The organism is Martinezella rhizogenes, from assembly GCF_000799715.1.
Taxonomy (GTDB): Bacteria; Pseudomonadota; Alphaproteobacteria; order Rhizobiales; family Rhizobiaceae; genus Rhizobium; species Rhizobium rhizogenes_C.
On the sequence record NZ_JUHG01000013.1, the window covers coordinates 880,554 to 902,635 of the forward strand.

Genomic DNA, 22,082 nt, shown 5'->3' on the forward strand with positions numbered 1-22,082 from the left:
TGACCTTCCCTGGGCAAGCGTTTTCGGCGGCAAGTCTGGAAAATCGGCTCGGCCGGATCTGCTCGGGGGTCTGCGTTCAAGCTCGCATCTAGCTCGCGAATCGCAGCTCTGTCGGCGTCTTTCCCCTGTAGCGCTTCATCGTGGTGGCCAAATGGCTTTGGTCCGAAAATCCAGACATATAGGCGATTTCGGCAATAGCGATCTCGCCGTCGACGAGCAGCTTTTCGGCGAAGTCCAGGCGCAGGTTGATCAGATACCGATGCGGCGGCATGCCAAACGTCCTGGCAAACCGCAAGATGAAATGGTTCGGTGAAATACCCGCGACCGCCGCGAGTTCGGCGACATGTATCTTTCGGGTAAAATGTTCACGGAGATACTCTTCCACGCGCCGAGCGCTTTTGGCGGAGAGTCCTCCCTTGGGCAATGAAACTTGTTTCATGGGGCGCGCGTAGCTACGAAGCAGATGAACACCGAATAGGGTAACCAGCGAATCCAGATAGAGTTCATTCGGAGTGGCCTTCCCAGTTAATTCGACGGAAATCCTTCGGGCGATGTCGAGGGCTCGAAGGTCGACGGTGCCAAAAGCAGGTGGCTGAAGCTCAACATTGGCGAGATCGAGCTCCTGAAGAGCCAGCTCGGACAGCGTTTCCGGAGGTATCGCTATGATAAGATTTTCTCTGGTTTCCGACCAGGCGAGGCTACTATCCATGCCCGCGGGATTAATGGCGACACAGCCAACCGGTGCGTCGTACTCCGTGATCCTGTCGCTGCCGAGCGAGGCTCTCAACCTGGGCGCGGGGGACAACACAATTCCCACAGCATGCTCCTTGGCCAGGAACGTCTGCGACCCAGGACTGCGGACGGAGTGTATCACGCTCCCCCGCATGGTGGCCTTTCTGGGGCCTGCGGTCTCCGGAATTATGTCAAAGACGTATCGATCGGCCCGCTCCCGATTAACGCGCCGGTAATCGGCCCGTTCCCGAGCCTCTTCCGTATCATTCATACTTTCATCGCCCCGCCCGAACGAAATCCTATACGCCTGCGCAAGCAGCCAGACTTCAATTGTTGCTTGAAGTCATCTGTTCCCCAACACCGCTTGTTCAACGCCGCCCGCAAAGTCGGCGTATCACGCAAACTTCAAATAGGGCGGATTATTGGATTGTGAAGAAGAATTGTGTAAAGGCAAAAAGAAAGATTGGTGATAAGGAAATTTAGTCCAATTTTCACTTCAACCTGTCGCTTTTTTGCCGGTATTATTGCGAATAATCTAATAAATACAAGCGATGGCTGCGCCGCTATCACGTAGCGCGGTGACGAGACCGGTCGTCAATTGATCTCTTGGAGCAACTCCAGGAAAAGTGTGCTGCGGTTTTCCGTCCGCAATTGCATCAAAACAAAGAGATAGAGCGCTTCAACGCTTCATGGAGGCGCAGAAGCGCTCTAATGCTAAAGATCGTCGCGACCTTCCTCGTACAGATCCCATGCGAGATCCGCTAATGCCAGAAGGACATCCTTCCGATTCCATCCGGCGGCAAGCGCCATCTGAACGATTTCATGAACGATGGGTGCCAATTGGCGCTGGCACTCGATCGAGATGTCGATATCTGCGTCTTCTACTGGAGGTTCGGCGAAGTTGAATTCCACTCTTAGCGCTCCCCACGCGAGCAATATATATCGGTTATCCTATTTATAATATAAGATAAATCTAGAACGAAACATAGAAGTCCCGCAAGAAAAAACCAGATCGCACCGGATCTATGCTTTCCCCCTTGACGTGGCTGACGATGGTTTCAAGATATGACTTCACACTTAATGGAACAAACTCCTTAAATACCAGAGATCGCAATATTTCTGTTGGGCGACCCGCGACAGGAGCGGCCGCGATTCGTATGATGTCATACGGGTTGCTGCGGGCATTGGCGCTCCGCTCGATAGGGAGCCGTGATAAGGGCTCGTGTATTGGAAATCAACCTTGGTCGGCTTAGAGAGTACCCAGACGATAGTGATTGCTAGGCATCGTAAACTTGGTGTGTCCGCCATTGGGATATGGGTTTATGACCCAAACAACCCATGATCCGCTCTGTCGCCTATAGCGCGCCAGACGGACGAGATGTCGGATCCCGCCATCCGTGCCGTTAATCGAACTGGGATGGATGACGTCGCCATATGGGGCAACGGGCTCGAATGCTGGAAATGGCTTCCAGCTCGCAACAAATTGGCCGGGCCTCGTCAAGAGACCCGGCCGCGATGGCTACGGTAAAGGTCCGCCGGCGAGCTATTCGAGGGACTTGATAGGATCTTTGGGAGCCGGGTCGAAGCCGATCAAGTCGGTGGTCAACTTCGCATAGGTCCCGTCGGCCACCATATCGGCAAGCGCCTTGTTGACGGCCTTCACCAGTTCCGGCTTACCCTTCTTGAAGGCAAAGCCTTTCTGGATGTGGCTCACATAGTCCTGTGTGACCTCGAACGGCATATGAGCGGTCTTGATCACATAGCCGGCGGCGATCGCGTCGGTGATGACAGCGTCGATATTGCCGTTGGCTAGATCCTGAAGCGCATCGGCCTCGGCCTTATAGCCCTTGACGGTAGCACCATTGTCCTCGCCGATTTTGGCGAAGGTGGAGGAAACCAGCGCGCCAACCGTCTTGCCCTTGAGATCGGCCGCGGTCTTGATGGCGGAGCCCTTCGGAATGACGATGCGGCCGCCGGATTCCAGCCAGCCATTGGAGAAGGTCACCTTCTTCTGGCGCTCGGCGGTAATGTCCATCGAAGCGCTGATGACATCATACTGGTCTGCCTGGAGCCCGACCAGCAGCGAATCCCACTTGATCAGCACGGGCGTGTAGGTCAGGCCAATGCGCTTGGCAACTTCCTGCATGACGCGGATTTCCAACCCGTCGAGCGTGCCGTCGGGTGCGCGCATGCTGAAGGGCGCAAAGGTGCCTTCGGTGGCGACCTGCAATTTGCCGGCCTCGAGAATTTCGAGACCCGCGGCCGAAGCCGGTGCCTTTGCGGCGAGTGCGGCGACGACCGCCACGGCGAATGCGATAGCTTTGAATGTCATGGTTCGTTCCCTTTGTTTATTTTGTCTATAATGTGCACTCTTCTCTACGCGTGCGACGCGGAGATCCCCGCGGCCGAGCGCATCCACCGTGCGCGGGTTTGCCCGATCCGAGGACCGGCTTTCCCGGCGGGATCAACTCAGCTTCGCATAGTGTCGCTCCAGCCAGGCCGCCAGCTGTGTCAAGACGGTCGTCAGCAACAGATAGATGACGGCGACCGCAATGTAGAATTCGAACGGGCGGAAAGTGGCCGCAATCAAGGTCTGAGCGTAGAGGGTCAGCTCCACGACCGTGATCGTGGAAAGCAGTGACGTATTTTTAAGCGTCGAGATCGCCTCATTGGTGATGGCCGGAAGGATGATGCGGAAGACCTGCGGCAGGATGATGCTGCGCATGGTCTCGGCCGGACTGAAGCCGAGCGCCAGCGCCGATTCCGTCTGGCCGCGCGGAATTGCCGAGAGACCGGCGCGCACGATCTCGGCCACATAGGCGCCGCTGTTGAGGCCGAGCGAGAAGACGCCCGCGGTGAATGGCGACAAGCGGATGCCGAACTGGGGCAGGCCGAAATAGATGATGAAGACCTGGATGAGGGTCGGCGTGCCGCGGATGAACCAGATATAGAAGGCGGAGGCCATGCGCGCTGCCTTCCACTTTGAGCCGTGACCAATGGCAGCGGCGAGGCCGCATGCCCAGCTCACGACGATGGTGAGGATCGTCAGCCAAAACACGGTCCAGGCGGCATAGAAAAAACCCGGACCATAGAGCGAGACCTCACTCAGAAAATCCTGCGTCATGGCTGACGACCTCCGTCGACAGCATCGCCAGAGGTCAGCTCGTCATGCAGAATACGGTGAAGGAACTGCCGCAACCGGTCGCTTTCGGGCTTGCGCAGAATGTCGGGCGAGCCGGATTCCGCAATCACACCCTTGTCAAAGAACAGGACGCGGGAAGATACGTCGCGCGCAAATGCTATTTCGTGGGTGACGAGCAGCATCGTCATCCCCTCCGCCGCAAGCGATGCCATCAACACCAACACCTCATGCACAAGCTCCGGATCGAGCGCCGACGTCACCTCGTCGAAGAGCATCAACCGTGGCTTCATCGCCAACGCCCGGACGATCGCCACGCGTTGCTGCTGGCCGCCGGACAAGCGTGCGGGATAGCTGTGGCGCTTCTCGTAGAGCCCAATGCGCGACAGCAGCGCCTCCGCCTCTGCGATCGCCTGGGCGCGCGGTAGCTTGAGCAGCTTCACCGGCGCATGCGTCACATTTTGCAGAACCGTCATATGCGGCCACAGATTGTAGCTCTGAAAGACCATGCCGACGCGAGCCCGCAGCGACTGCAATTGTACCATTGTCGGGAAAAACCGGGATTCCCTGCGGAAATCGAAGGACAGATCGCCAAAATCCATGAAGCCCGATTGCGGCATCTCCAGACCATTGATCGATCGAAGGAACGTACTTTTTCCGGAACCGCTGGCACCGATGATCGAGACCACCTCGCCCGTGGCCACATCCAGAGAAACGCCCTTAAGGACTTCATTCTCGCCAAAGCTTTTGCGAATGTCGCGCAATGACAGGAGGGGCTCCATCATGCTCCGGCCTCCCCGGAAAATTCACCGAAAATCCTCATGGAACGGATGCCGGCGACCTCTCCGACCTGGCCAATCCGTATGGCAGCGACGCAATCTCGCTCGGCTGGAACAATTTCGGGACGTTCATTCATTTCCAACTCACCTGGCGACGCGACAGAGTCGAAAACAGGGCATTTCCCCATGTCATCGCCCGCCTAGATCTAAATCCTGAATTCACCGTATTCAGTATACCACTGGAATTCAAGTATATAATTCAATAATTTACCGCAAAAATATTCACCGAAATGCATAAATTTAGCGCTGCGGATGACTGCGATTTAGGCAGGCGGCGGCTATTAGCGCCTTGTTGCCTCAGGCACGCCACAGGCGAGCTTGACGGGGCATTCCTGCTCCATTAACGAATGAATACTATTGGTGTACTGAAATATCGAGCGCCTTTCGCGTGAAGCCATTTGCCTGTGGCGCACAGGCGGATGAACGGCGAAAACCGGTAAGGCAATGGGCCGCAAGGACTGCTTGCCCATCGAACGACCGACTGCACACGATGCCGCTTTTGCGCATCGCCATTGGAGAGACGAAACATGGCCCGATACTTTCCACTCGACGAATATGAGGCGCGATGGGCGGGCGTGCTCGCCGAGATGCGCGCTCGCGGCTTCGAAACCGCTGTCGTCTTCGGACGCGGCGGCGGCACCACCGACAATTGCGGCGATATTCTTTATCTTTCCAATCACTATGCGATCAGCGGCGGCATGGATTCGCTCATCTGGTCGGCGCGATCCTTTTCCGGCATCATTTTGCAGCAGGGCAAGGAGCCCCAGCTACACATCGACGAGCCGGAACCGCGTCGCGATCTTGTTTCGATCGAAGACGTGCACTGTCACACCCATCCGTTCAGCGGCTTGGCCAAGACGCTGGTTGACCGGGGCGTTTCGGGCCGCGTCGCGCTGGTCGGCACCAATTTCATTCCGATCAAATACTACCGGCAGCTCGAGGAAGGAGCGCCCGAGATCGAATGGGTTCCGGCCGATGACCTCGTCCGCTCCGTCCGGCGCATCAAAAGTGCGCGCGAACTCGATTGCTACAGGATCGCCGGCGAGGCCGCGACCGCCAGCCTCAACATTCTCATGGAGGGCCTGACCGGCGGCTTGTCGGAGCGCGAGGCAGCAGGCGAAGCGGCGCGCGAGGTGGTGCGCCGGGGCGGGCGCCTGCAGATGATCGGCACCAACCACGGGGATACGCTCGGCTTCGACCAGCGCTTCCCGCTGACCGGCTACAGTACGGACACGCCGCAGCCCGGCGACATCGTCACCGGCACGATCCACGCCGCTTTCCATCAGGGCTATTATCTCGATCCCGGTCGCACCGCCGTGCGCGGAACGCCGAATGCGGAACAACGCCGGCTGATCGAAGCCGCCGCCGGCATCGTGCATCATCTGTCGGACATGGTGCGGCCGGGCGCGAAGCTTCTCGACGTGGCAGCCGAGGGCGACCGCATGACTGCCGCCTTCGGTGGCTCCGTCTCGGCCATCATGAAGAATTTTCCATTCTACGGCCACGGCATCGGGCTCGGCTTCGAGCTGCCGCGCATTTCCACCAGCATGTCGCAGCCGAACGACATCGTGGAGAAGAACATGGTCTTCGGCGTTGAATCCTTCCTCTCGCTCGACGGCGTTGGAGCGGCCTTCTTCGAAGACATTCTGATCATCGGCGAGGACGGCAACGAGCTTCTCACGAAGTCGCCGAGCTTCTTCTGGTAGGAAAAGAGGTTGCCCCTTCGGCTGCTATCGGATCGTCAGCTCGCGCGGGAGCGTCGACAATGGCTCGATACCTGTTTCCGTCACGATGACGGTTTCGGAGGCGCCCACGGTCCATGCGCCATAGCTGCGCAATGTCGCCGGCAGATGGAAGACCATGCCGGGCTCGATGAGCCGGTCGACGCCCGTGAACAGGCTAAGGATCTCGCCCTCGCCCCAATCTGGCGCGAAGGCAATCCCCATCGAATAGCCGATGCGCTTGCGAAAAGCGGGTGTGTATCCCTCCGCATCGATGACCTTCTGGGCGGCTTTATGGGGCAACCAACAGGGAACACCTGGCCTGATCGCTCCCAGTGCGGCATCAAGCGCCCTAAGCGCGCAATCCATCATGCGGCTCGCCTCGGCCGGAGGCGCCCCGATCCAGACCGTGCGCATCAATGCGGCATGGTATCGCGCGTGGCTAGCCGCAAGCTCCAGGAAGACGGCGTCGCCGGGCTCGAGTGTCCGCCGCCGCCACGTCATATGCGGCAGGCCGCTGCGAGGCCCCGAGGAGACAAGCGGTTCCATCGCCATGGTTTCGGAACCAGCCAAAGTCGCGTTAGCCAGCATTGCCGCCGCTATCACATTTTCGTCTGAACCGGCAGCGCAGGCGGCTATGCCGGCGGAAAGTCCCGATTGCGCATAGCGCGCGGCAGCACGGATCGCGTCAAGCTCGGCTGGCGATTTGACGGCCCTGAGCGGCGGCAGAAGCGATGAGCCGTCGGGCAGCTCCTCGACACCAAACCCGCGGGCAATGCGTCCGGCGAGACGTGGTGAGACGAACCAGCCGGCCAGCTCCATCGCCGGCTGCGTAATGCCGCGCTCCCGCAGAAGCCGCACCAAGGCATCGGCCGGATCCTCACCATCCTGATAGGCAACGATATCGTGAAGCCAGGTATTGGCCGTGGCGCCGGCAAGTTCGAGTTGCCGCACGAGCAGGATCGGCTCGCCCTTCGATGGCAGAACGAGAGCCTGGAAAGCGAAATAGCCGGCAGTCTGGCGGCCCGTCAGCCAGTAGATGGTTTCAGGCCCAGTCACGATCAGGGCCTCGTGATCCGCGGCTGAGACGGCAGCGCGCGCACGGGCCTGGCGGCCGGCGAACTCGATCTCCGGAAAGGCGGCCTCACAGCCACGGATATCAGCAAATTCATGCATTAAATGAGAGTCACCTAGTTGAATTACGGGCGAGCAAGCCAGCCCAGGAAACGGGTGCGCACGCTATCGAAATGGGTTTCCATGGCAGCGCGGGCGCGCGCAGGATCACCAGCCTCGATGGCATCGATAACCGCGATGTGCTCGCGCGCCTGCTCGCTGAAGCGATCATGAGTGCGGGTGATGGTGCAGCGCCGCGCTATGCTTCGCATTTCCGCCAGCATGCTCGGCAGAAGGCTCAACCCCGCAGCCTCAGCGACGGCGACGTGAAAATCGTCGTCATCAAGCCAGAAACGATCGAAGGCGACATCGCTGCCTTCGGCATAGGCACGCATCGTTTCGCGCGATTTTTCAAGCGCTGGCGTTAAAGGACGCTCAGCCGCGCGGGCGGCGGCCGCCGCCTCGAGCAGTCTGCGGATCTGCACGATTTCCAGAAGCTGCTCCACGGTCACGGTCCGCACCATCAGTGCGCCATTGGCCAATCGCGAGATGACATCCTCCTTCTCCAGGCGAGAAATCGCCGCCCGCAACGGCGTGCGTGAAATGCCGGAATCGAGTGCCAATGCGCGCTCCGTCAACACGTCGCCGGCTGTGAAAGCGCCTTCGAGAATACGCTGCTTGAGATCCTTGTATGCCTGCTGAGCCAAAGTCTCCTTCTCGCTCATGCTCTGATATCCTTTTGTTCGGCCCAGGCGGCATGCAGCGCTCCGACCGCCGCCGCAAGATCCCCAGCATCCATGCCCTCGTGCGGATTGTGACTTCCATTCCAGTTGCGCAGGAAAATCATGACCGATTCCCAGCCAGCCTGTGCAAAGGCCGCCGCGTCGTGCCCGCCGCCGGACAGCATCCGCCGAGGGGTGAAACCAAGGTTTTGCGAGGCAGCGGCAATCTCGTCGCCGAGCGCCAGGGACAGTTTGGTCGGCTGGCTGCGCGACTGGGATCCAAGCACGAAGCGCACCCCGCGCGCAGCCTCGATGACGGCGATATGAGCCTTCAAAAGCCCGTCCATGCGTTCGAGGACAGCGGGATCGTCGCTGCGCAAATCGACGCAGAAATCCACCCGGCCCGGCACCTTGGCAAAGGCATGTTCCGGTGTGGCGGCATCAACGCGGCCAAAGGTGACGGCGAGATCATGTCCCTCCTGGAGAATCTCGCCCCAGTGCTTGTCCATGGCAACCACCAGATCGGCGAATGCGAAGACCGCATCGGCGCGGGCCGCGCGTGGCGCGCCGCCGGAATGAGCCCAGGTGCCGTCAATACGTGCCTCCCGGTAGCGCAGGCCGCCGCGAACCCCGTGCACCACGGCAAAGGCTTCGCCTGCATTTTCAAGCACCGGCCCCTGTTCGATATGGAGTTCGACGAAGCGTGCCGGGGTGAGATGCGGGCCGCGAAGGATGGCATCGGGATCGCCGCCTTCCTCACGCATATGATCGGCAAGCGTGCGGCCGGTATCGGTGCGCTTGGCATCCATCTCAGCGGCCGTCAACCTGCCCAGTGCCGCCCGTGAGCCGATATAGGACACCGGGAACCAGACGCTTTCTTCCGCCCGCGTCACGGTGACGACGAGATCGACCGGAGGCGCCTTGCCGCTTTCAACGAAGGCGGCAGCAAGCGCCATGGCGCCTGCAATGCCAGCCGCGCCATCATAGGCACCGCCCATGGGTACAGTGTCGACATGGGAACCGATATAGAGCGCCGGCGCGTTGCGGTCGCGACCCGGCAGGCGAGCAAACAGGTTGAGCCCGGCATCCTTCGTGACGGTCAAGCCCAGCGTCGCGGCTTCCTCGGCAACGACACGGTGCGCCTGGCTTTCGAGCGGGCTATAAGATGGACGCGTATAGCCCGGTCCCGGCGCGGAGATGGCATTGATGCGATCAAGGAGACGATCAATCGTACCGCGAATAATGCTGCTCATGCGATTACCTGTCTCAATTCGTTGAGGGTTGTCGCGGGCCGTTGCCCGGAAAGAGCTGTCAGCACATTGCGCGCCGCGCCGATAGCGACCCGGCGCAAGGCTTCGACCGTCGTGCCGCCGAGATGAGGGGTGAAGATAACGCGGGCCGAGGCGGCAAGCGGCCCGCGAGGCGCATCATGCGAGTAGACGTCGAGGCCAGCCGCCGCGATCCGACCCGAAGCGAGCGCACCAGCAAGGGCGGCTTCATCGACAAGTCCAGCCCTTGCGGTGTTGATCAGAATGGCGCCATTCTTCACCTGAAATAAGGCTTCGGTTCCAATCAGACCGCGCGTCTCCGGCCGCAAAGGCGTGTGCAGCGAGATGAGATCGGCCTCGCCGAGCCCCGCGGCAAGTGTTTGGACCCGCTGGAAATCGCCGATATCGGCGACGCGGGGCGAATAGACCAGAACCCGCATGTCGAGCGCCGCCTTCAGCATATGGCCAAGGCCCGCGCCGGTCGCGCCCCAGCCGACGATCAACGCCGTTTTGCCCGAAAGTTCGGCAAAGGTCTCCAATTCCCGGAAGCCAGCCGTCCCGGCGCGTTCGCTGCGATCGGCAGCGGGAATTCGGCGTGCGGCGGCAAGTGCCAGGCCAAGAGCGAGCTCCGAGACGGAACGGGCGTTTGCGCCGGGCGTGTTGCAGACGATGATCCCCCGCTCGCTGGCGGCATCCTTGTCAACGGCATCATGACCGGCACCGTGGACAACGATGACCCGCAGCACATCACTTGCTCGGATCGCGCAAGCCGAAAGCCCCGCATCGCGCGTAATCACCGCATCGCAACCCGGGATCATTCGAGCGATGGTCTCCATGTCGGACACGGGGCACAGGATGGGTTCGATACCGGCCTGCTTGAGGACCGCGAGACCGTCGGCATGGACCGGTTGGACGATCAGGCACTTCATCGATCTTTTCTTTCCGCGGGAGCGTTCAAGCGTTCAAGAATTGCGTCGCGTGCATGCGTAATGTGAGCGGCCATCAGCAGCCCAGCCTTTTCTCCGTCACCGGCGCGCAGGGCGGCAATCATGTCGAGATGCTCCTCGCAGCCCTTGAGGAAGCGGTCGGGCACCTGTGTGTGGTCAAACATGCAGGTCCGCCGGCGCAGGTCGCCGATCGTGCGGATCATCATGTCGCTGCCTGCCGCAGCGGCGAGAGCGCGGTGGAAATCATCGTCGACGCGGCGCTGCTCGTCCCCATCGCCCGGTCCCTCTCGCTGCAATGCGCGAACGCGGTTTTCCAATGTGTCGAGCACGGCGTGGGCGATCGTCGTGGCGGCGCGAGCGCAGGACGATTCCAAGATGCGGCGCAGAAAAAAGATCTCCTCGACTTCCTCGGCGGCAAGCTGCCGTACCCGCAGGAAACGGCCTTCCTGAACGGCAAGCCCTTCAGCCTCGATCCGCTTGATGGCCTCACGCACCGGTGTACGCGACATGTCGAGCGCTTCGCCGAGTTTAGCCTCCTGCAGCGGATCGCCCGGCGTCAGCGCCCCGGACAGGATCATTTCGATGATCTTTCCATAGGCCTGTTTGGCAAGCGGTTGATTCATGACGAAGATCCTTCCGAAAACGTGCCGGTTGCCGATTTTTCCGTGAGGCCGGAAAGAATGCCCTGCAGAGCGCCCTTCTCGGCAATCAGAAGCTCTTCCGCATGGTCCCGCGAGATGCACTTGAAAAAGATGGCCCGCCCGCTTTGCGTCTGCGCCAACCGGGGCAGATCGACGGATGCGACCGTCGCGATCTTCGCATAGCCGCCCGTCGTCTGGCGCTCCGCCATCAGCACGATCGGCCGTCCGGAACCCGGCACCTGGATGGAGCCGGCAACGGTGCCGTCGGACACGATGTCATGACCACGCGCAGCGCAAAGCTGCGGACCGTCCAGCATCTGCGCCATGCGATCCCGGCTTGCAGAGACGACAAAGGCTTCCGTCAGGAAGATGCGCCAAGCCTCGGCGTCGAAATAATCGTCCTGCGGACCGCTAACGACCCGAATGGCCCTGTTCGAACGCCGCCAAAGCTGCCGCAAGGCAAGAAGTGGCGCGGCTGTGGCCCGGCCGAGGGGCAACAGGTCCCCCGCCTGAAGCCGCCGTCCCTCGTGACCGCCCAGGCCCGAGCGCAGATGCGTGGCGCGCGCGCCGAGAACGGGCGGGGTATCGATCCCGCCCGAGACAGCCAGATAACCCCAGACGGAATCCTTCAGTCCGCCGATCGCAAGGACTGCGCCGGGCATGAGGTCATAGCTTTCCCAAGGGTGCATCGGCGCGCCATCGATATGAATATCGACAGCGCCACCGGTAACAGCGATCCGGACGGGCTCGAACACCTCGAAAGCGCCGCCAACGCCGGCAAATTCCAGCGCCGCGGCCTCCTGTGAATTGCCGACAAGCGCATTGGCGATCCGGAAGGACGGTATATCCATCGGCCCGGAACGCGAGACCCCGGCGGACAGAAGCCCTTCCCGGCCCAAATCCTGCACCGTGACCATCGGCCCCGCCTGTCTGATGCGCAAGCTGGTCATGTGGCTTCGGGCTCCACAATCGTCTTCCCGGCGGCAACAGCCGCATCGAGTTCGGCGGCCTCCGCCGCCTCGATCGGCCGGAAACGCACGCGATCGCCGGCCCGCAACAGGAAGGGATCCTTGCGCGCCGGATCGAACAGCTTCAGCGGCGTGCGGCCGATGAAGCGCCAACCGCTTGGCCCCGGTACGGAATTGATGCTTGCCTGCTTGCCCCCGATACCGATCGCACTCGCCTCGATCCGCTGACGCGGATTGGCAAGCCGCGGCGTGTGAAGGATCTCCGGCAAGCCGCCAAGATAGGCAAAGCCCGGCGCAAAGCCGATCATATACACTCGGTATTCGGCCGTGGCGTGAATAGAAACAAGCGCCGCCGGGCTCATGTCCTTCATGGCGGCAAGCTCTTCCAGATCCATGCCGACAGGCCCGCCGTAAAGTACCGGCAGACGGAAGTGTCGAGCAGTGTGCTCCCCGACCGGCAACTCCTGCAGGCGCTTTCGAAGGTCCAGCGCCAACGTTTGCCCGCGCACGATGCAGGGATCGTAGACGACCATGAGCGAGCGATATGTTGGGACTGTTTCCAAGATGCCAGCAAGCGGATTGCTGGCCAGATCCTTGGCCAGCGCGATCACGCGTGTATTCACCGCCTCGTCGATCTCATCCGACAGTTCGACCGAAAGAGCGCTGTCACCGCAGGCAAGAATGCGCGGAGGCTTTTCTGCCATGACGCCCAGAATCCTTCAAATATACCAGGCTCGAAACAACGCCGGCTTACCGGACGTTTCAGGCCTTACGCTGATCCTGCCATTTCAGTATACCAACTGTATGTCAAGTGTGGTTTGGATGATAGGAGCAGATTTTACGCAATGCAACTGAGTGGCGTTAAATTATCTGCGCCGATTGTACTCGGGCATCAGGCGCCAACGGCGCCTGATGAAAGCCATCCAAACAGAAAATCAGGTGACCGCATGCTTCACCGATCGCGCAAGGCCGGCGGCGGGATCGGCCACCTCACCGGCTCTTGCGTACTCTCGATCATCGCGCCATCATATTGGGAACGACCGTCACAATTTCCGGGAAGACCGCGATCAGGATGACGAAGGCCACCATGATGAAGAAAAACGGCAGTGTCGCGCGCGTGATGCGCGCCATGCTATCGCCCGTCAGCCTCTGGATAACCGTCAGGTTAAAGCCCACCGGTGGAGATATCTGCGCCATTTCCACGACGATGACGATGAAGATGCCGAACCAGACCTTGCTATAGCCCGCAGCCGTCACGAGCGGCAGCGTGATCGGAAGCGTCATCACGATACAGCCGAAACCTTCCATGACCGTTCCTAGCAGGATGTAGAAGACAAGCAGGACGACGATCAGCATCAAGGGCGACAGCCCCCAACCCTGGATCATGCCGGCGATGTATCCTGGCAGCCCGAGATAGCCGATCGCGGTTGAAAGCAAGACCGCTCCAATCATGATGAGACCGATCATGGCGCAGGAATCGGCGGCCTGACGCGCCGACTGCATGAGCCCGTCAAGCGTCAGTGTTCTCTGAAAGAAGCCGATGACGATTGCCGCGGCGACACCGACGGCGGCAGCCTCCGTGGGCGAAGCTATCCCGCCATACATCGAACCAATGACGCCGAGAATGAGGACCAGCAGCGGCGCGAGGTCCTTCAGTGCCTTCAGTTTATCGATGAAACGCGTCGAGGGCGGCGCTTCCCCGACCATGGTGGGATCGAGAATGGCTCGAAAACCGATATAGCCCATATAGGCGAGCGCCATCAAAAGCCCCGGCAGGATGCCGGCCATGAACAGGCGAAGGATCGATTCCTCAGCCATGACACCATAGATAATCATAATGGTGGAGGGCGGAATGAGAAAACCGAGCGTGCCGGCTCCGGCAAGGCTACCGGTGACGAGGTCGCGGTTATAGCCGCGCGCGAGAAGCTCCTTCGCCGTGATCCGGCCAACCGTCGCGGTGGTCGCCGCCGACGAGCCGCACACCGACGCGAACAATGTACAGCCCATGACGGTGATATGCCCGAGCCGCCCAGGCACCCGGCGCAGCCACGGTGCGAGCCCCGAAAACAGCGCCTCCGAGATTTTTGTGCGGAAGAGCACCTCGGCCATGAAGATGAACAGCGGCAGCGCCAGCAATTCAGGCGAAACCAGGGTATTCCACACCTGCTGCGCGAGCAGCTTGCCAAAGGGTATTGCAGGCCTGAAGAGCGCCAGCAGCGCACCACCGGTTCCGATCAGCCCGAGGCCGATCCAGACGCCGGTGCCGAGGATGAGCGTCATGAGCCCGAGAAGGCTGAATGCTATTTGTCCCATTGGTATCACTCCAGTCCCGGGCCGGTGGCAAGCTTCTCCCCGCGAAGAAGCCGCAGCGATTGCGCTATCATTTGCAAGGTCATCAGCAGCGATCCGGCAGCCAACAGCGCTTGCGGATAGACAAGCGGAATGCGCACGACCGACGAGGCCGTCGAACCGCGCATGAAGGAGACCCAGGCCATGTCGACCAACGCGCGGCTGAGCGCGATGCAGATGACAAGCCCTATCAGGCAGGCTGCCACTTCCAGCATCCAGCCCCCGCGCGGCGGCAGCATTTCGCCGATCGCCGTAACGCGCACATGCGAACCCGCCTTCAGCGCGCTCGCTGCCGCCAGCATGAAGCAACCACCCATCAGATATGCGGCGACATCCCAGGTGAAGCTGATCGACGTACCGAAAATGTTTCTGGCGACCAGTTCGGCGATGATCAGCGCAAAAAGCCCCAGAAGGCACAATGCGGCGCAAATATTACCTATGTCGGTAACGCGATCGATCGCGCCGAGAGTGCCCGATAGCCATGCACGCTTTTTCACACCCGCAATTTCGGATGCCAAGACGCTATCGGCTTCGACCGACGATTCTCCAGACTGGAGTTCCATCATCTTTCTCCAGGTTAATCGGAATGGGGAAGGGCCACCGCGAAGAGCGATGGCCTGGGCCTGCCAGGCCTTAGTTGCGCATCTTCAGGTAAGCGTCGATATAGGGTGCCGCGTCCGGCACGCGGGCCTTGAAGGCATCCCACTGCGGGCGCGCGCGTTCAAGCAGCACCGCCTGCAATTCAGGCGACGGGCCGCTAACCGTGATGCCTTTTTCCTTCAGGGTCGCCAGTTTGCTTTCGTCCTCCGCCCGGCTGATCTGCCAGAACTCTCCCTCGAGCTTCTTTGCGGCACCCTCGATCGCTTTTTGCGTTTCGGGTGTCAGCTGGTTCCAGGCATCAAGGTTGACGGTGACGATATTGCTGGATGCCTGCCAGTTGAACGTGTTCATGTTTTTCATGAACTCCCAGAAGGCGCCATCGACACCGGAGGAGGAGGATGTCGTCACCGCGTTGATCGTTCCGGCAGCGAGTGAAGGAACCACGTCACCCCATGGCATCTGTAGCGGCGTAGCACCAAGGGCGGCGAAGAAATCATGGCCGTTCGCATCGACCACGCGGATCTTCAGCCCGGAAAGATCGGCCAGTTTCTCGATTTTTTTGGACGAATAGACGGCCTGGCCGGGCCACGGCACCATGTAAAGCAGCTTCTGGTTCATCGAGGTGGCGATCTCTTCGACCTTTGGCCGGATGAACTTGTGCAGCAGCGCCAAATCCGGCATGGTCGGCGCCATGTAAGGCAGCGTCTCGATGCCAAGGAACGGGACCTCGCCCACCTGCTGGCTCATGAGCATGTCGGCAACCGGCACGATGCCGTCGCGCACCGCCGCCATGCTCTCCGGCCCCTTGATGCCGAGCGCGCCGCCCGAATGTACCGTAATAACCACGTCGCCTTTCGTGACTTCTTTCACGGTATCGGCAAACTTCATGGCATCCTTGGTGTGAAAATTGCTTTCCGGCCAGACGACCGACATGTCCCATTGCGTTTCAGCCATCGCCGGTTGGGCCAAGAGTGCGGCGACGGCGACCATTGCTGCAATGCTGATTTTCATCCTGGAGAACCCCTTCTCTCGTTTTCTTATCGTCATGAGAATTGCGGGACAGCATTGGGCTTGCCATTTCAGTACACCAATTGTATGTCCAGCAAAACGGGATGATATGAGCAAAATTTGTGCGATGCAACGCAGCGATGAAAATTTATGCTGCGGTGTAGAATACGGCTTCAGGAAGAGGAAACCCGAGATGAAGACGATCGATCTCAATTGCGATATGGGAGAGAGTTTCGGCGCCTATAAGATCGGCGACGACAAGGCGATGCTGCCGCTGATCACGACAGCCAACATCGCCTGCGGATTTCATGCTGGCGATCCAGTCGTCATGCGCGACACCATCCTTGCGGCCAAGGCGCAGGGCGTGGCGATCGGCGCGCATCCTTCCTTCATGGATCTTTACGGCTTTGGCCGGCGCCGCATTTCGGGCGAACGTCCGGAGGATCTCGAGGCGCAAATCATCTATCAGATCGCCGCGATCCAGGGCATGGCTGCCGCGCTCGGATGGCCCATCACCCACGTCAAGACCCATGGCTCCCTCGGCAACATGGCGGCGGAGGATGCCGAACTCGCAGCAGTCTGCGTACGCGCCGTCAAAATGGTAGACCCCTCCCTCGCCTTCATCACCCTTCCCTACTCCGAAACCATGAAAGCGGCGGAAAAGGCCGGCCTGCGGATTGCCTGCGAGATCTATGCCGACCGCACATACACCGATGCCGGTACGCTGACGTCACGGCAGGTGGACGGCGCGGTCATTCATGACCCGCAACAGAGTGTCGACCAGGTTCTTTCCATGGTTCGCGACGGCATGATCCCGACCACTGGCGGTAAGAAGCTGCCGGTCGAGGCGGCCACGCTTTGCGTACATGGCGACACGCCAGGTGCCGTCACCATGGCGGGCGCCTTGCGCGGCGCGCTTCAGCGGGAGGGCATCCAGATCTCGCCCTTTGCTCTCACCACCCCGTCATCAAGGATTTGAACTTGAACCGGATCGTCTATTTGAATGGCGCCTGGCTTGTCGAAGGTGCGGCAGAGGCCTTGATCACCTCCGCCGCCGGTTTAGACCGCCTCGCAAGCGCGATCTGAGGAGGGAAATGATGGCGCAATCGATCGATCGCAACACCTCGGGCGTCTATATCATCGCGGCAACACCCTTTACCGATACGGGTGCGATCGATTTCACCAGCCTCGATCGCCTGATCGATTTCTATGTTGAAAAAGATGTCACGGGGCTGACCATCCTTGGCATGATGGGCGAGGCCGACACGCTGACGCCGGAAGAGCGGCGCGCCGTCATCGACCGGATCATTGATCGGGCGGGAATGCTTCCCGTCATTGTCGGCGTCTCCGATGCCGGGCTCGGCAACCTAGCCGATCTCTCCCGCCACGCGATGGACAAGGGGGCGGCCGGCGTCATGGTGGCACCCAATAGAGGGCCAGCGCGCGAGGATCGAGTGATCGCCTATTTCGGCCAGGTCTGCGAGGCGCTCGGCCCTGATGTGCCGGTCGTCTTCCAGGATTTTCCGCAGGCAACAGGCGTCCCCGTGTCGGCGCGAACCATCCTGGAACTCACGCGCGAACTGCCGCAGATCGTCATGCTGAAGCACGAGGATTGCCCCGGTCTCGCCAAGATTTCGACGTTGAGGGCCGCCGAAAGCAAGGGCTCCCCACGTCTTTCGATCCTTTGCGGCAATGGCGGGCTGTACTTGCCGCAGGAACTGGCGCGTGGCGCCGATGGCGCCATGACCGGTTTTGCCTATCCGGAGGCCCTGGTGGAAACTGTGCGCCTCCATGCGGCCGGAGAAGAGGGCAAGGCAGAGGATCTCTTCGACCGCTACCTGCCGATCCTCAGGCATGAACAGCAACCGGGCTTCGGGCTTGCGCTGCGCAAGACGATCCTGATGAGGCGCGGTGCCATCGCCTGTGCCGCAACTCGCGCGCCGGGACCGAAGTTGTCGGCAACCGATATTGCCGAACTCGACCGGTTGATGGCCCGCACCGAAAGAAGGCTGAAGGACTGCTGATTGGACGCAAGCATCGCTATTCAGGAGGGTAGCTGTTTTCGCTGATGCGGGTGTGGCCACTCCTGTTCCTGCCGCACGGCCGGTATGACAGCCATATCTTTTGCCGTCGCTAAATAGCTGCAAAAGTGAGCCGACAGCGCCCTAGCCGTGTTGAGACCATCGAGCATCTCGCCGGGCTTCAGCCAAATACAGTGATGCACCGCTCAAAGTGGAGCATCACTTTCGTCAGAGCCTCAAGCCCGCCTGTTTCATCAAAGGCAGAATATGCTCGCCGAAATGCTCGAGATCCACCTGGAAATCGTGAAAGCCGAGCTGGACTCCATCGATGCCCGCCCTCTTCAGGCCGACCAATTGTTCGACCACCTGCTCCGGCGTACCGATGATCTCGATATTGCCGCCCAGGCCATAACCCTGCTTGTTCGCACTGTTGAGACGACCTCGCCATGCATGCGCGTCACTGTCATAGGTCGAGCGCCCAAATTGCTGGCCAACCGGTGCCGGCTTGTTGGAGACGATAGCGTCGAGATAGCGCGCCGTTTCCGCTTCCGTATCGCGACTGATGATGATCGGATTGATCAGGGTGCGCACGCTGCGCTGTTTTGCAGCCGCCGCATCACGGATATTGGCGATGTGGGCCGGCAGCGTCTCAAGCGCGGAGTCGATATGGGCACCACCTGGCGACGTGATGAACACGATATCGGAGTAACCCGCCGCGAAATCGATGCCCGCCGGTGAGCCGGTGGCATTGACCAGCACCGGCCGACCATAAAGTGGCTTCGGCGTCACATAGGCATTGCTGAGTTTCCAGGGTGAAAGCTGGCCTTCGTAAGAATAGTTTTCATTGTCGGCCCATAACCGCTGGACCACGTCGAAGAACTCCGCCGCCATGGCATAGCGCTTGTCGTGTTCGATGCGCTGCCAGCCGAACATCTCATGCTCGATGGCACGATGCCCCGTGACGATATTCACGCCCCAACGGCCTTTTGAGATGTGATCCAGCGTTGCGCCGAACTTGGCGAAATGCAGCGGATGCCAGGGGCCATAGAGGACATGAACCGTCGAGATTAGCAAAATCTTGCTGGTGATCGCCGCCATGGCGCCGAGCGCCACGAAGGCATCGAGCGAGGCATCGCCGTCATAGCCGCCCTTCGGCAGCCATTGCGTACGGCTGAAGGCAAGCTCGAAACCGAGTGCCTCCCCCTGCTGCACGATCCTGGCATTGTAGTCGAAGGTCCAGGTGTTGCTGGTCGGCAGGTTGGTGACCTTGATGTCCTGCAGATTGAGGAACAGGCCGAGCATCAGCGGCTGTTTCACCGCTTGCGAAAGAGGGCTGTCGGCATGGTCGAGCGGTGACGTGAGCTTGACTGGTGGCGTTTGCGCGAAAGCTGGTTGCGACATCAGCCGGCTCCTCACGCAACTTCGCTCAATTGGCCAGCGTCGAAATCGATCAACAGAAACGCAATTTCATAGCCACGGCGCTGGAGCCAATGGGCGACGGTTCGGGCGCGGACGCCCAGCAGATCGTCGATCAGAACAATACGCGCACCGCGAACGGCGATCGTTCTGTAGGCGACGCCGAGAAGCTGGCCACCCTCGGAGGACAGGCTCTCCTCGAGATGACCTCCGGCGAATTCTTCCGGTGTTCGGACATCCAAGAGATAGGTAGTGCGATCCGGGTCGGCGGCCCATTGGCGGGCAGTCGCGACGTCTATGGTGGGGAACTCATCACCTTTGCTAAGAGCGTGGATATGCTCGCGGGCAAACTCGCGCGCCGTTTCGGTGGCTGCCCCATAGGTTCGGGTCTTGCCGATCTCCAGTTGCCAACCGGCCTGTGTCCAGGCCTTGGTGCCGTCATGCAGATAGGAAACCGGGTTCGCCACCTTGGCATCGATCAGCGTCTGCGCGCCCAGAATGGCGCGCGGCAGGCCCGCGCAGGATACGACGACCCTGGTGTTCTCGGAGGGGACGACATCTTTGAAGCGCAACACAAGCTCGGCGCCGGGGACGCTGACCGCGCCCGGAACATGATCCCGGGCAAATTCCGGCACGGTGCGGGTATCGATGACGACAACGTCCTCGCCGGCATCCCGCAGGGCCTTCAGTTGTTCAACCGAAATGACGGGCGTGTTCTTCTCGTCCTTGACGGCGACAGAGAAATCGACACCGGGGATATCGAAGGTCGGAAGGTCCTTTCCACTTGCAGTCCAGGCGGGAATGCCACCGGCGAGCGCGAAGACATTCGGGCGACCAGCCACCTTCAGCTCCCCCGCGAGGCGCTCGCCGCCGCCGCCGCCGCCGTCGACCAGCACGGTGCGGACGACATTGCGCGGAATGAAGCGACCGATCTCGCCCAGGACACGCTCCGTCGGAAGGTTCGTCGCGAACAGAGGCGAGGCATAGCCAACGATTGCCGGATCGCGCGTATCCAGAACAGCGAGTTCCTCTCCATCAGCAAGCCAGCTCCGGAAAGTCTCGATCGAAATCACTTTCGTACCCATCATAAGCTCCTATGTCCGTGATATCCATGAAGCCCAGACTAAGGATCAGCTCTACATTTGCGAGGGCGGCCACATGTTTGCTTTCCGGCAGAAAGGGAACTCATTTCTATAATATATAAAATCTATAGACTAAATTTACTTACCTGTTCCAACGGCCTTCCCTAGGCTTTCCGCAGAACTCGGCGGTCCCGATCGACCCCGCGCATTTCGAAACAACAGACGGATGGATACCAATGAGGCAGATCGATTTGGCGTGGGGCGCAGGCCCGACGCTGCGCTATGATGAACTGGCGGAACGGTTCAGACCCGTCTTTGCTCGCATTCGCTCCTCGGCCATAGAACGCGACCTCGGTCGCGAACTTCCGCATGAGCAGATCGGCTGGCTGAAGGAGAGTGGTTTCACCACGCTGCGGCTCCCTGCGGAAGACGGTGGCTTTGCCGCCACTCTACCTGAGCTGTTCAATCTCCTGATCGAACTGTCAGCGGCCGACTCGAATGTAACGAACGCGCTTCGCTCGCATTTCGGTTTCACGGAAGACGTTCTGAATTCATCCACCGTCGGCTGGCGTTCCGAATGGCTCCGGCGGATTGCCGCGCGAGAACTGATCGGCAGCGGCTTCTCGGAAGTCGGAGATGCGAAGGTCGGTTCGTTTTCGACCAAACTGACCCGCAATGGCGACCATTGGCTGTTGAACGGCGCAAAATATTATACGACCGGCTCGCTATTCGCCGACTGGATCAACCTCGGTGGCAACGATGAAAACGGCGAGCCGATCGGAGCGCTGGTGCCGCGCCAGGCGCAAGGCGTCGACGTCGTCGATGATTGGGACGGTTTTGGGCAATCACTGACCGCAAGCGGTACCGCGCTGTTTTCCAATGTGGTCATTACGGCGGAACTGGTAACGCCTCCCGGCGGGCGGTTCAAATACTCCTCCTCCTTCTTCCAGCTTGTGCATCTCGCGACGCTCGCCGGTATCGGCCGCGCGGCCGCCACCGATGTCGCCCGGCTGGTCAGTGAACGCAAGCGCATCTATAGCCACGGCAATGCCTCGAGCGTCAGCGAAGACCCGCAGATCCTGCAGGTCGTCGGCCGGGTTCGCGGCGCGGCCTATTCGGCGGGAGGGATTGTCCTGAAAGCGGCCGAAGCGCTTCAACGGGCATATGAACATCGCTCCGATGTGGACCCAACGATCAGCGATCGCGCGAATGCCATTGCCGAAATCGAAGTCAACCAATCGGTTCACGCCGTCACCAGCCTGATCCTCGAGGCCACCACGCTTCTCTTCGATGCGCTCGGCGCTTCGGCAACCAAGCGCGGCCTTGGCCTTGATCGTTATTGGCGCAACGCAAGAACGATCTCCTCCCACAATCCGCGCATTTATCGCGACCGCATCGTCGGTGATTTCGCGGTCAACGGCACGCCGCCGCCGGCACAATACAAGATCGGACAGATCTGACGCTTCGGGCCGCAGGATCGAAATCCCGCGGCCCGAACATTTAGTTCAATCACGCA

Annotated in this window: 21 protein-coding genes; 4 read left to right on the forward strand and 17 right to left on the reverse strand. The window is 60.4% G+C overall.

Features of this window, described 5'->3' with window-relative positions:
• Positions 1–88: 88 nt before the first annotated feature.
• From EX00_RS15965 to EX00_RS15985, 5 genes are all read right to left on the reverse strand, one after another.
• Complete coding sequence (locus tag EX00_RS15965) at positions 89–1,003, reverse strand: helix-turn-helix domain-containing protein (protein ID WP_047459550.1); 915 nt, start codon at positions 1,001–1,003, stop codon at positions 89–91.
• Positions 1,004–1,446: 443 nt separating this feature from the next.
• Positions 1,447–1,644: a hypothetical protein gene (locus EX00_RS15970; protein ID WP_047459553.1), complete on the reverse strand. Its 198-nt coding sequence runs from the start codon at positions 1,642–1,644 to the stop codon at positions 1,447–1,449.
• A 631-nt stretch (positions 1,645–2,275) separates the two neighbouring features.
• Positions 2,276–3,064 (reverse strand): transporter substrate-binding domain-containing protein, encoded by a 789-nt coding sequence (locus EX00_RS15975; protein WP_047459556.1) that lies wholly within the window; start codon positions 3,062–3,064, stop codon positions 2,276–2,278.
• A gap of 132 nt (positions 3,065–3,196) precedes the next feature.
• Positions 3,197–3,856: an amino acid ABC transporter permease gene (locus EX00_RS15980; protein ID WP_047459559.1), complete on the reverse strand. Its 660-nt coding sequence runs from the start codon at positions 3,854–3,856 to the stop codon at positions 3,197–3,199.
• Positions 3,853–4,656, reverse strand: a complete 804-nt coding sequence (locus tag EX00_RS15985) for an amino acid ABC transporter ATP-binding protein (RefSeq protein ID WP_047459561.1) — start codon at positions 4,654–4,656, stop codon at positions 3,853–3,855. The genes EX00_RS15980 and EX00_RS15985 overlap by 4 nt, the downstream gene beginning before the upstream one ends.
• A gap of 581 nt (positions 4,657–5,237) precedes the next feature.
• Here EX00_RS15985 and EX00_RS15995 point away from each other — a divergent pair.
• The gene (locus EX00_RS15995) at positions 5,238–6,416 is read left to right on the forward strand and encodes a M24 family metallopeptidase (RefSeq protein WP_047459567.1); all 1,179 of its coding nucleotides are present in this window, start codon (positions 5,238–5,240) and stop codon (positions 6,414–6,416) included.
• Positions 6,417–6,440: 24 nt separating this feature from the next.
• On the opposite strand, the gene EX00_RS16000 is transcribed toward EX00_RS15995, so the two are convergent.
• The 10 genes from EX00_RS16000 to EX00_RS16045 all read right to left on the reverse strand — a co-directional run bounded on the left by EX00_RS16000 (position 6,441) and on the right by EX00_RS16045 (position 16,050).
• Positions 6,441–7,607 (reverse strand): M24 family metallopeptidase, encoded by a 1,167-nt coding sequence (locus EX00_RS16000; RefSeq protein WP_047459571.1) that lies wholly within the window; start codon positions 7,605–7,607, stop codon positions 6,441–6,443.
• Between the two features lie 23 nt (positions 7,608–7,630).
• Positions 7,631–8,269 (reverse strand): GntR family transcriptional regulator, encoded by a 639-nt coding sequence (locus tag EX00_RS16005; protein WP_047459572.1) that lies wholly within the window; start codon positions 8,267–8,269, stop codon positions 7,631–7,633.
• Positions 8,266–9,519 (reverse strand): hydantoinase/carbamoylase family amidase, encoded by a 1,254-nt coding sequence (locus tag EX00_RS16010; RefSeq protein WP_047459575.1) that lies wholly within the window; start codon positions 9,517–9,519, stop codon positions 8,266–8,268. The genes EX00_RS16005 and EX00_RS16010 overlap by 4 nt, the downstream gene beginning before the upstream one ends.
• On the reverse strand, positions 9,516–10,463 hold the full coding sequence (locus EX00_RS16015; protein WP_047459578.1) for an NAD(P)-dependent oxidoreductase: 948 nt from the start codon (positions 10,461–10,463) through the stop codon (positions 9,516–9,518). The genes EX00_RS16010 and EX00_RS16015 overlap by 4 nt, the downstream gene beginning before the upstream one ends.
• Positions 10,460–11,104, reverse strand: coding sequence for a GntR family transcriptional regulator (locus EX00_RS16020; protein ID WP_047459581.1), 645 nt, complete (start codon positions 11,102–11,104; stop codon positions 10,460–10,462). Before EX00_RS16020 ends, EX00_RS16015 begins: the two co-directional genes overlap by 4 nt.
• Entirely contained in the window at positions 11,101–12,072 is a 972-nt protein-coding gene (locus EX00_RS16025; RefSeq protein WP_047459585.1) for a 5-oxoprolinase subunit C family protein, read from the reverse strand. The genes EX00_RS16020 and EX00_RS16025 overlap by 4 nt, the downstream gene beginning before the upstream one ends.
• Positions 12,069–12,794, reverse strand: coding sequence for a 5-oxoprolinase subunit PxpB (pxpB, locus tag EX00_RS16030; protein ID WP_047459588.1), 726 nt, complete (start codon positions 12,792–12,794; stop codon positions 12,069–12,071). Before pxpB ends, EX00_RS16025 begins: the two co-directional genes overlap by 4 nt.
• Before the next feature lie 310 nt (positions 12,795–13,104).
• Positions 13,105–14,403, reverse strand: coding sequence for a TRAP transporter large permease (locus tag EX00_RS16035; RefSeq protein ID WP_047459590.1), 1,299 nt, complete (start codon positions 14,401–14,403; stop codon positions 13,105–13,107).
• A gap of 5 nt (positions 14,404–14,408) precedes the next feature.
• On the reverse strand, positions 14,409–15,002 hold the full coding sequence (locus EX00_RS16040; protein ID WP_080761258.1) for a TRAP transporter small permease subunit: 594 nt from the start codon (positions 15,000–15,002) through the stop codon (positions 14,409–14,411).
• 70 nt (positions 15,003–15,072) lie between these two features.
• The gene (locus EX00_RS16045) at positions 15,073–16,050 is read right to left on the reverse strand and encodes a TRAP transporter substrate-binding protein (RefSeq protein WP_047459593.1); all 978 of its coding nucleotides are present in this window, start codon (positions 16,048–16,050) and stop codon (positions 15,073–15,075) included.
• 190 nt (positions 16,051–16,240) lie between these two features.
• On the opposite strand from EX00_RS16045, the gene EX00_RS16050 reads away from it, so the two are divergent.
• Positions 16,241–17,026, forward strand: a complete 786-nt coding sequence (locus EX00_RS16050; protein ID WP_047459595.1) for a LamB/YcsF family protein — start codon at positions 16,241–16,243, stop codon at positions 17,024–17,026.
• 118 nt (positions 17,027–17,144) lie between these two features.
• The gene (locus EX00_RS16055) at positions 17,145–18,071 is read left to right on the forward strand and encodes a dihydrodipicolinate synthase family protein (protein ID WP_047459598.1); all 927 of its coding nucleotides are present in this window, start codon (positions 17,145–17,147) and stop codon (positions 18,069–18,071) included.
• A gap of 225 nt (positions 18,072–18,296) precedes the next feature.
• Here the strand turns inward: EX00_RS16055 and EX00_RS16060 are convergent, their stop codons facing one another.
• Entirely contained in the window at positions 18,297–19,469 is a 1,173-nt protein-coding gene (locus EX00_RS16060) for an LLM class flavin-dependent oxidoreductase (RefSeq protein ID WP_047459601.1), read from the reverse strand.
• A gap of 11 nt (positions 19,470–19,480) precedes the next feature.
• The gene (locus EX00_RS16065; RefSeq protein ID WP_047459604.1) at positions 19,481–20,569 is read right to left on the reverse strand and encodes a rhodanese-like domain-containing protein; all 1,089 of its coding nucleotides are present in this window, start codon (positions 20,567–20,569) and stop codon (positions 19,481–19,483) included.
• A gap of 233 nt (positions 20,570–20,802) precedes the next feature.
• Between EX00_RS16065 and EX00_RS16070 the strand changes: the two genes are divergently transcribed.
• Positions 20,803–22,026: an acyl-CoA dehydrogenase family protein gene (locus EX00_RS16070; RefSeq protein WP_047459606.1), complete on the forward strand. Its 1,224-nt coding sequence runs from the start codon at positions 20,803–20,805 to the stop codon at positions 22,024–22,026.
• Positions 22,027–22,082 lie beyond the last annotated feature (56 nt).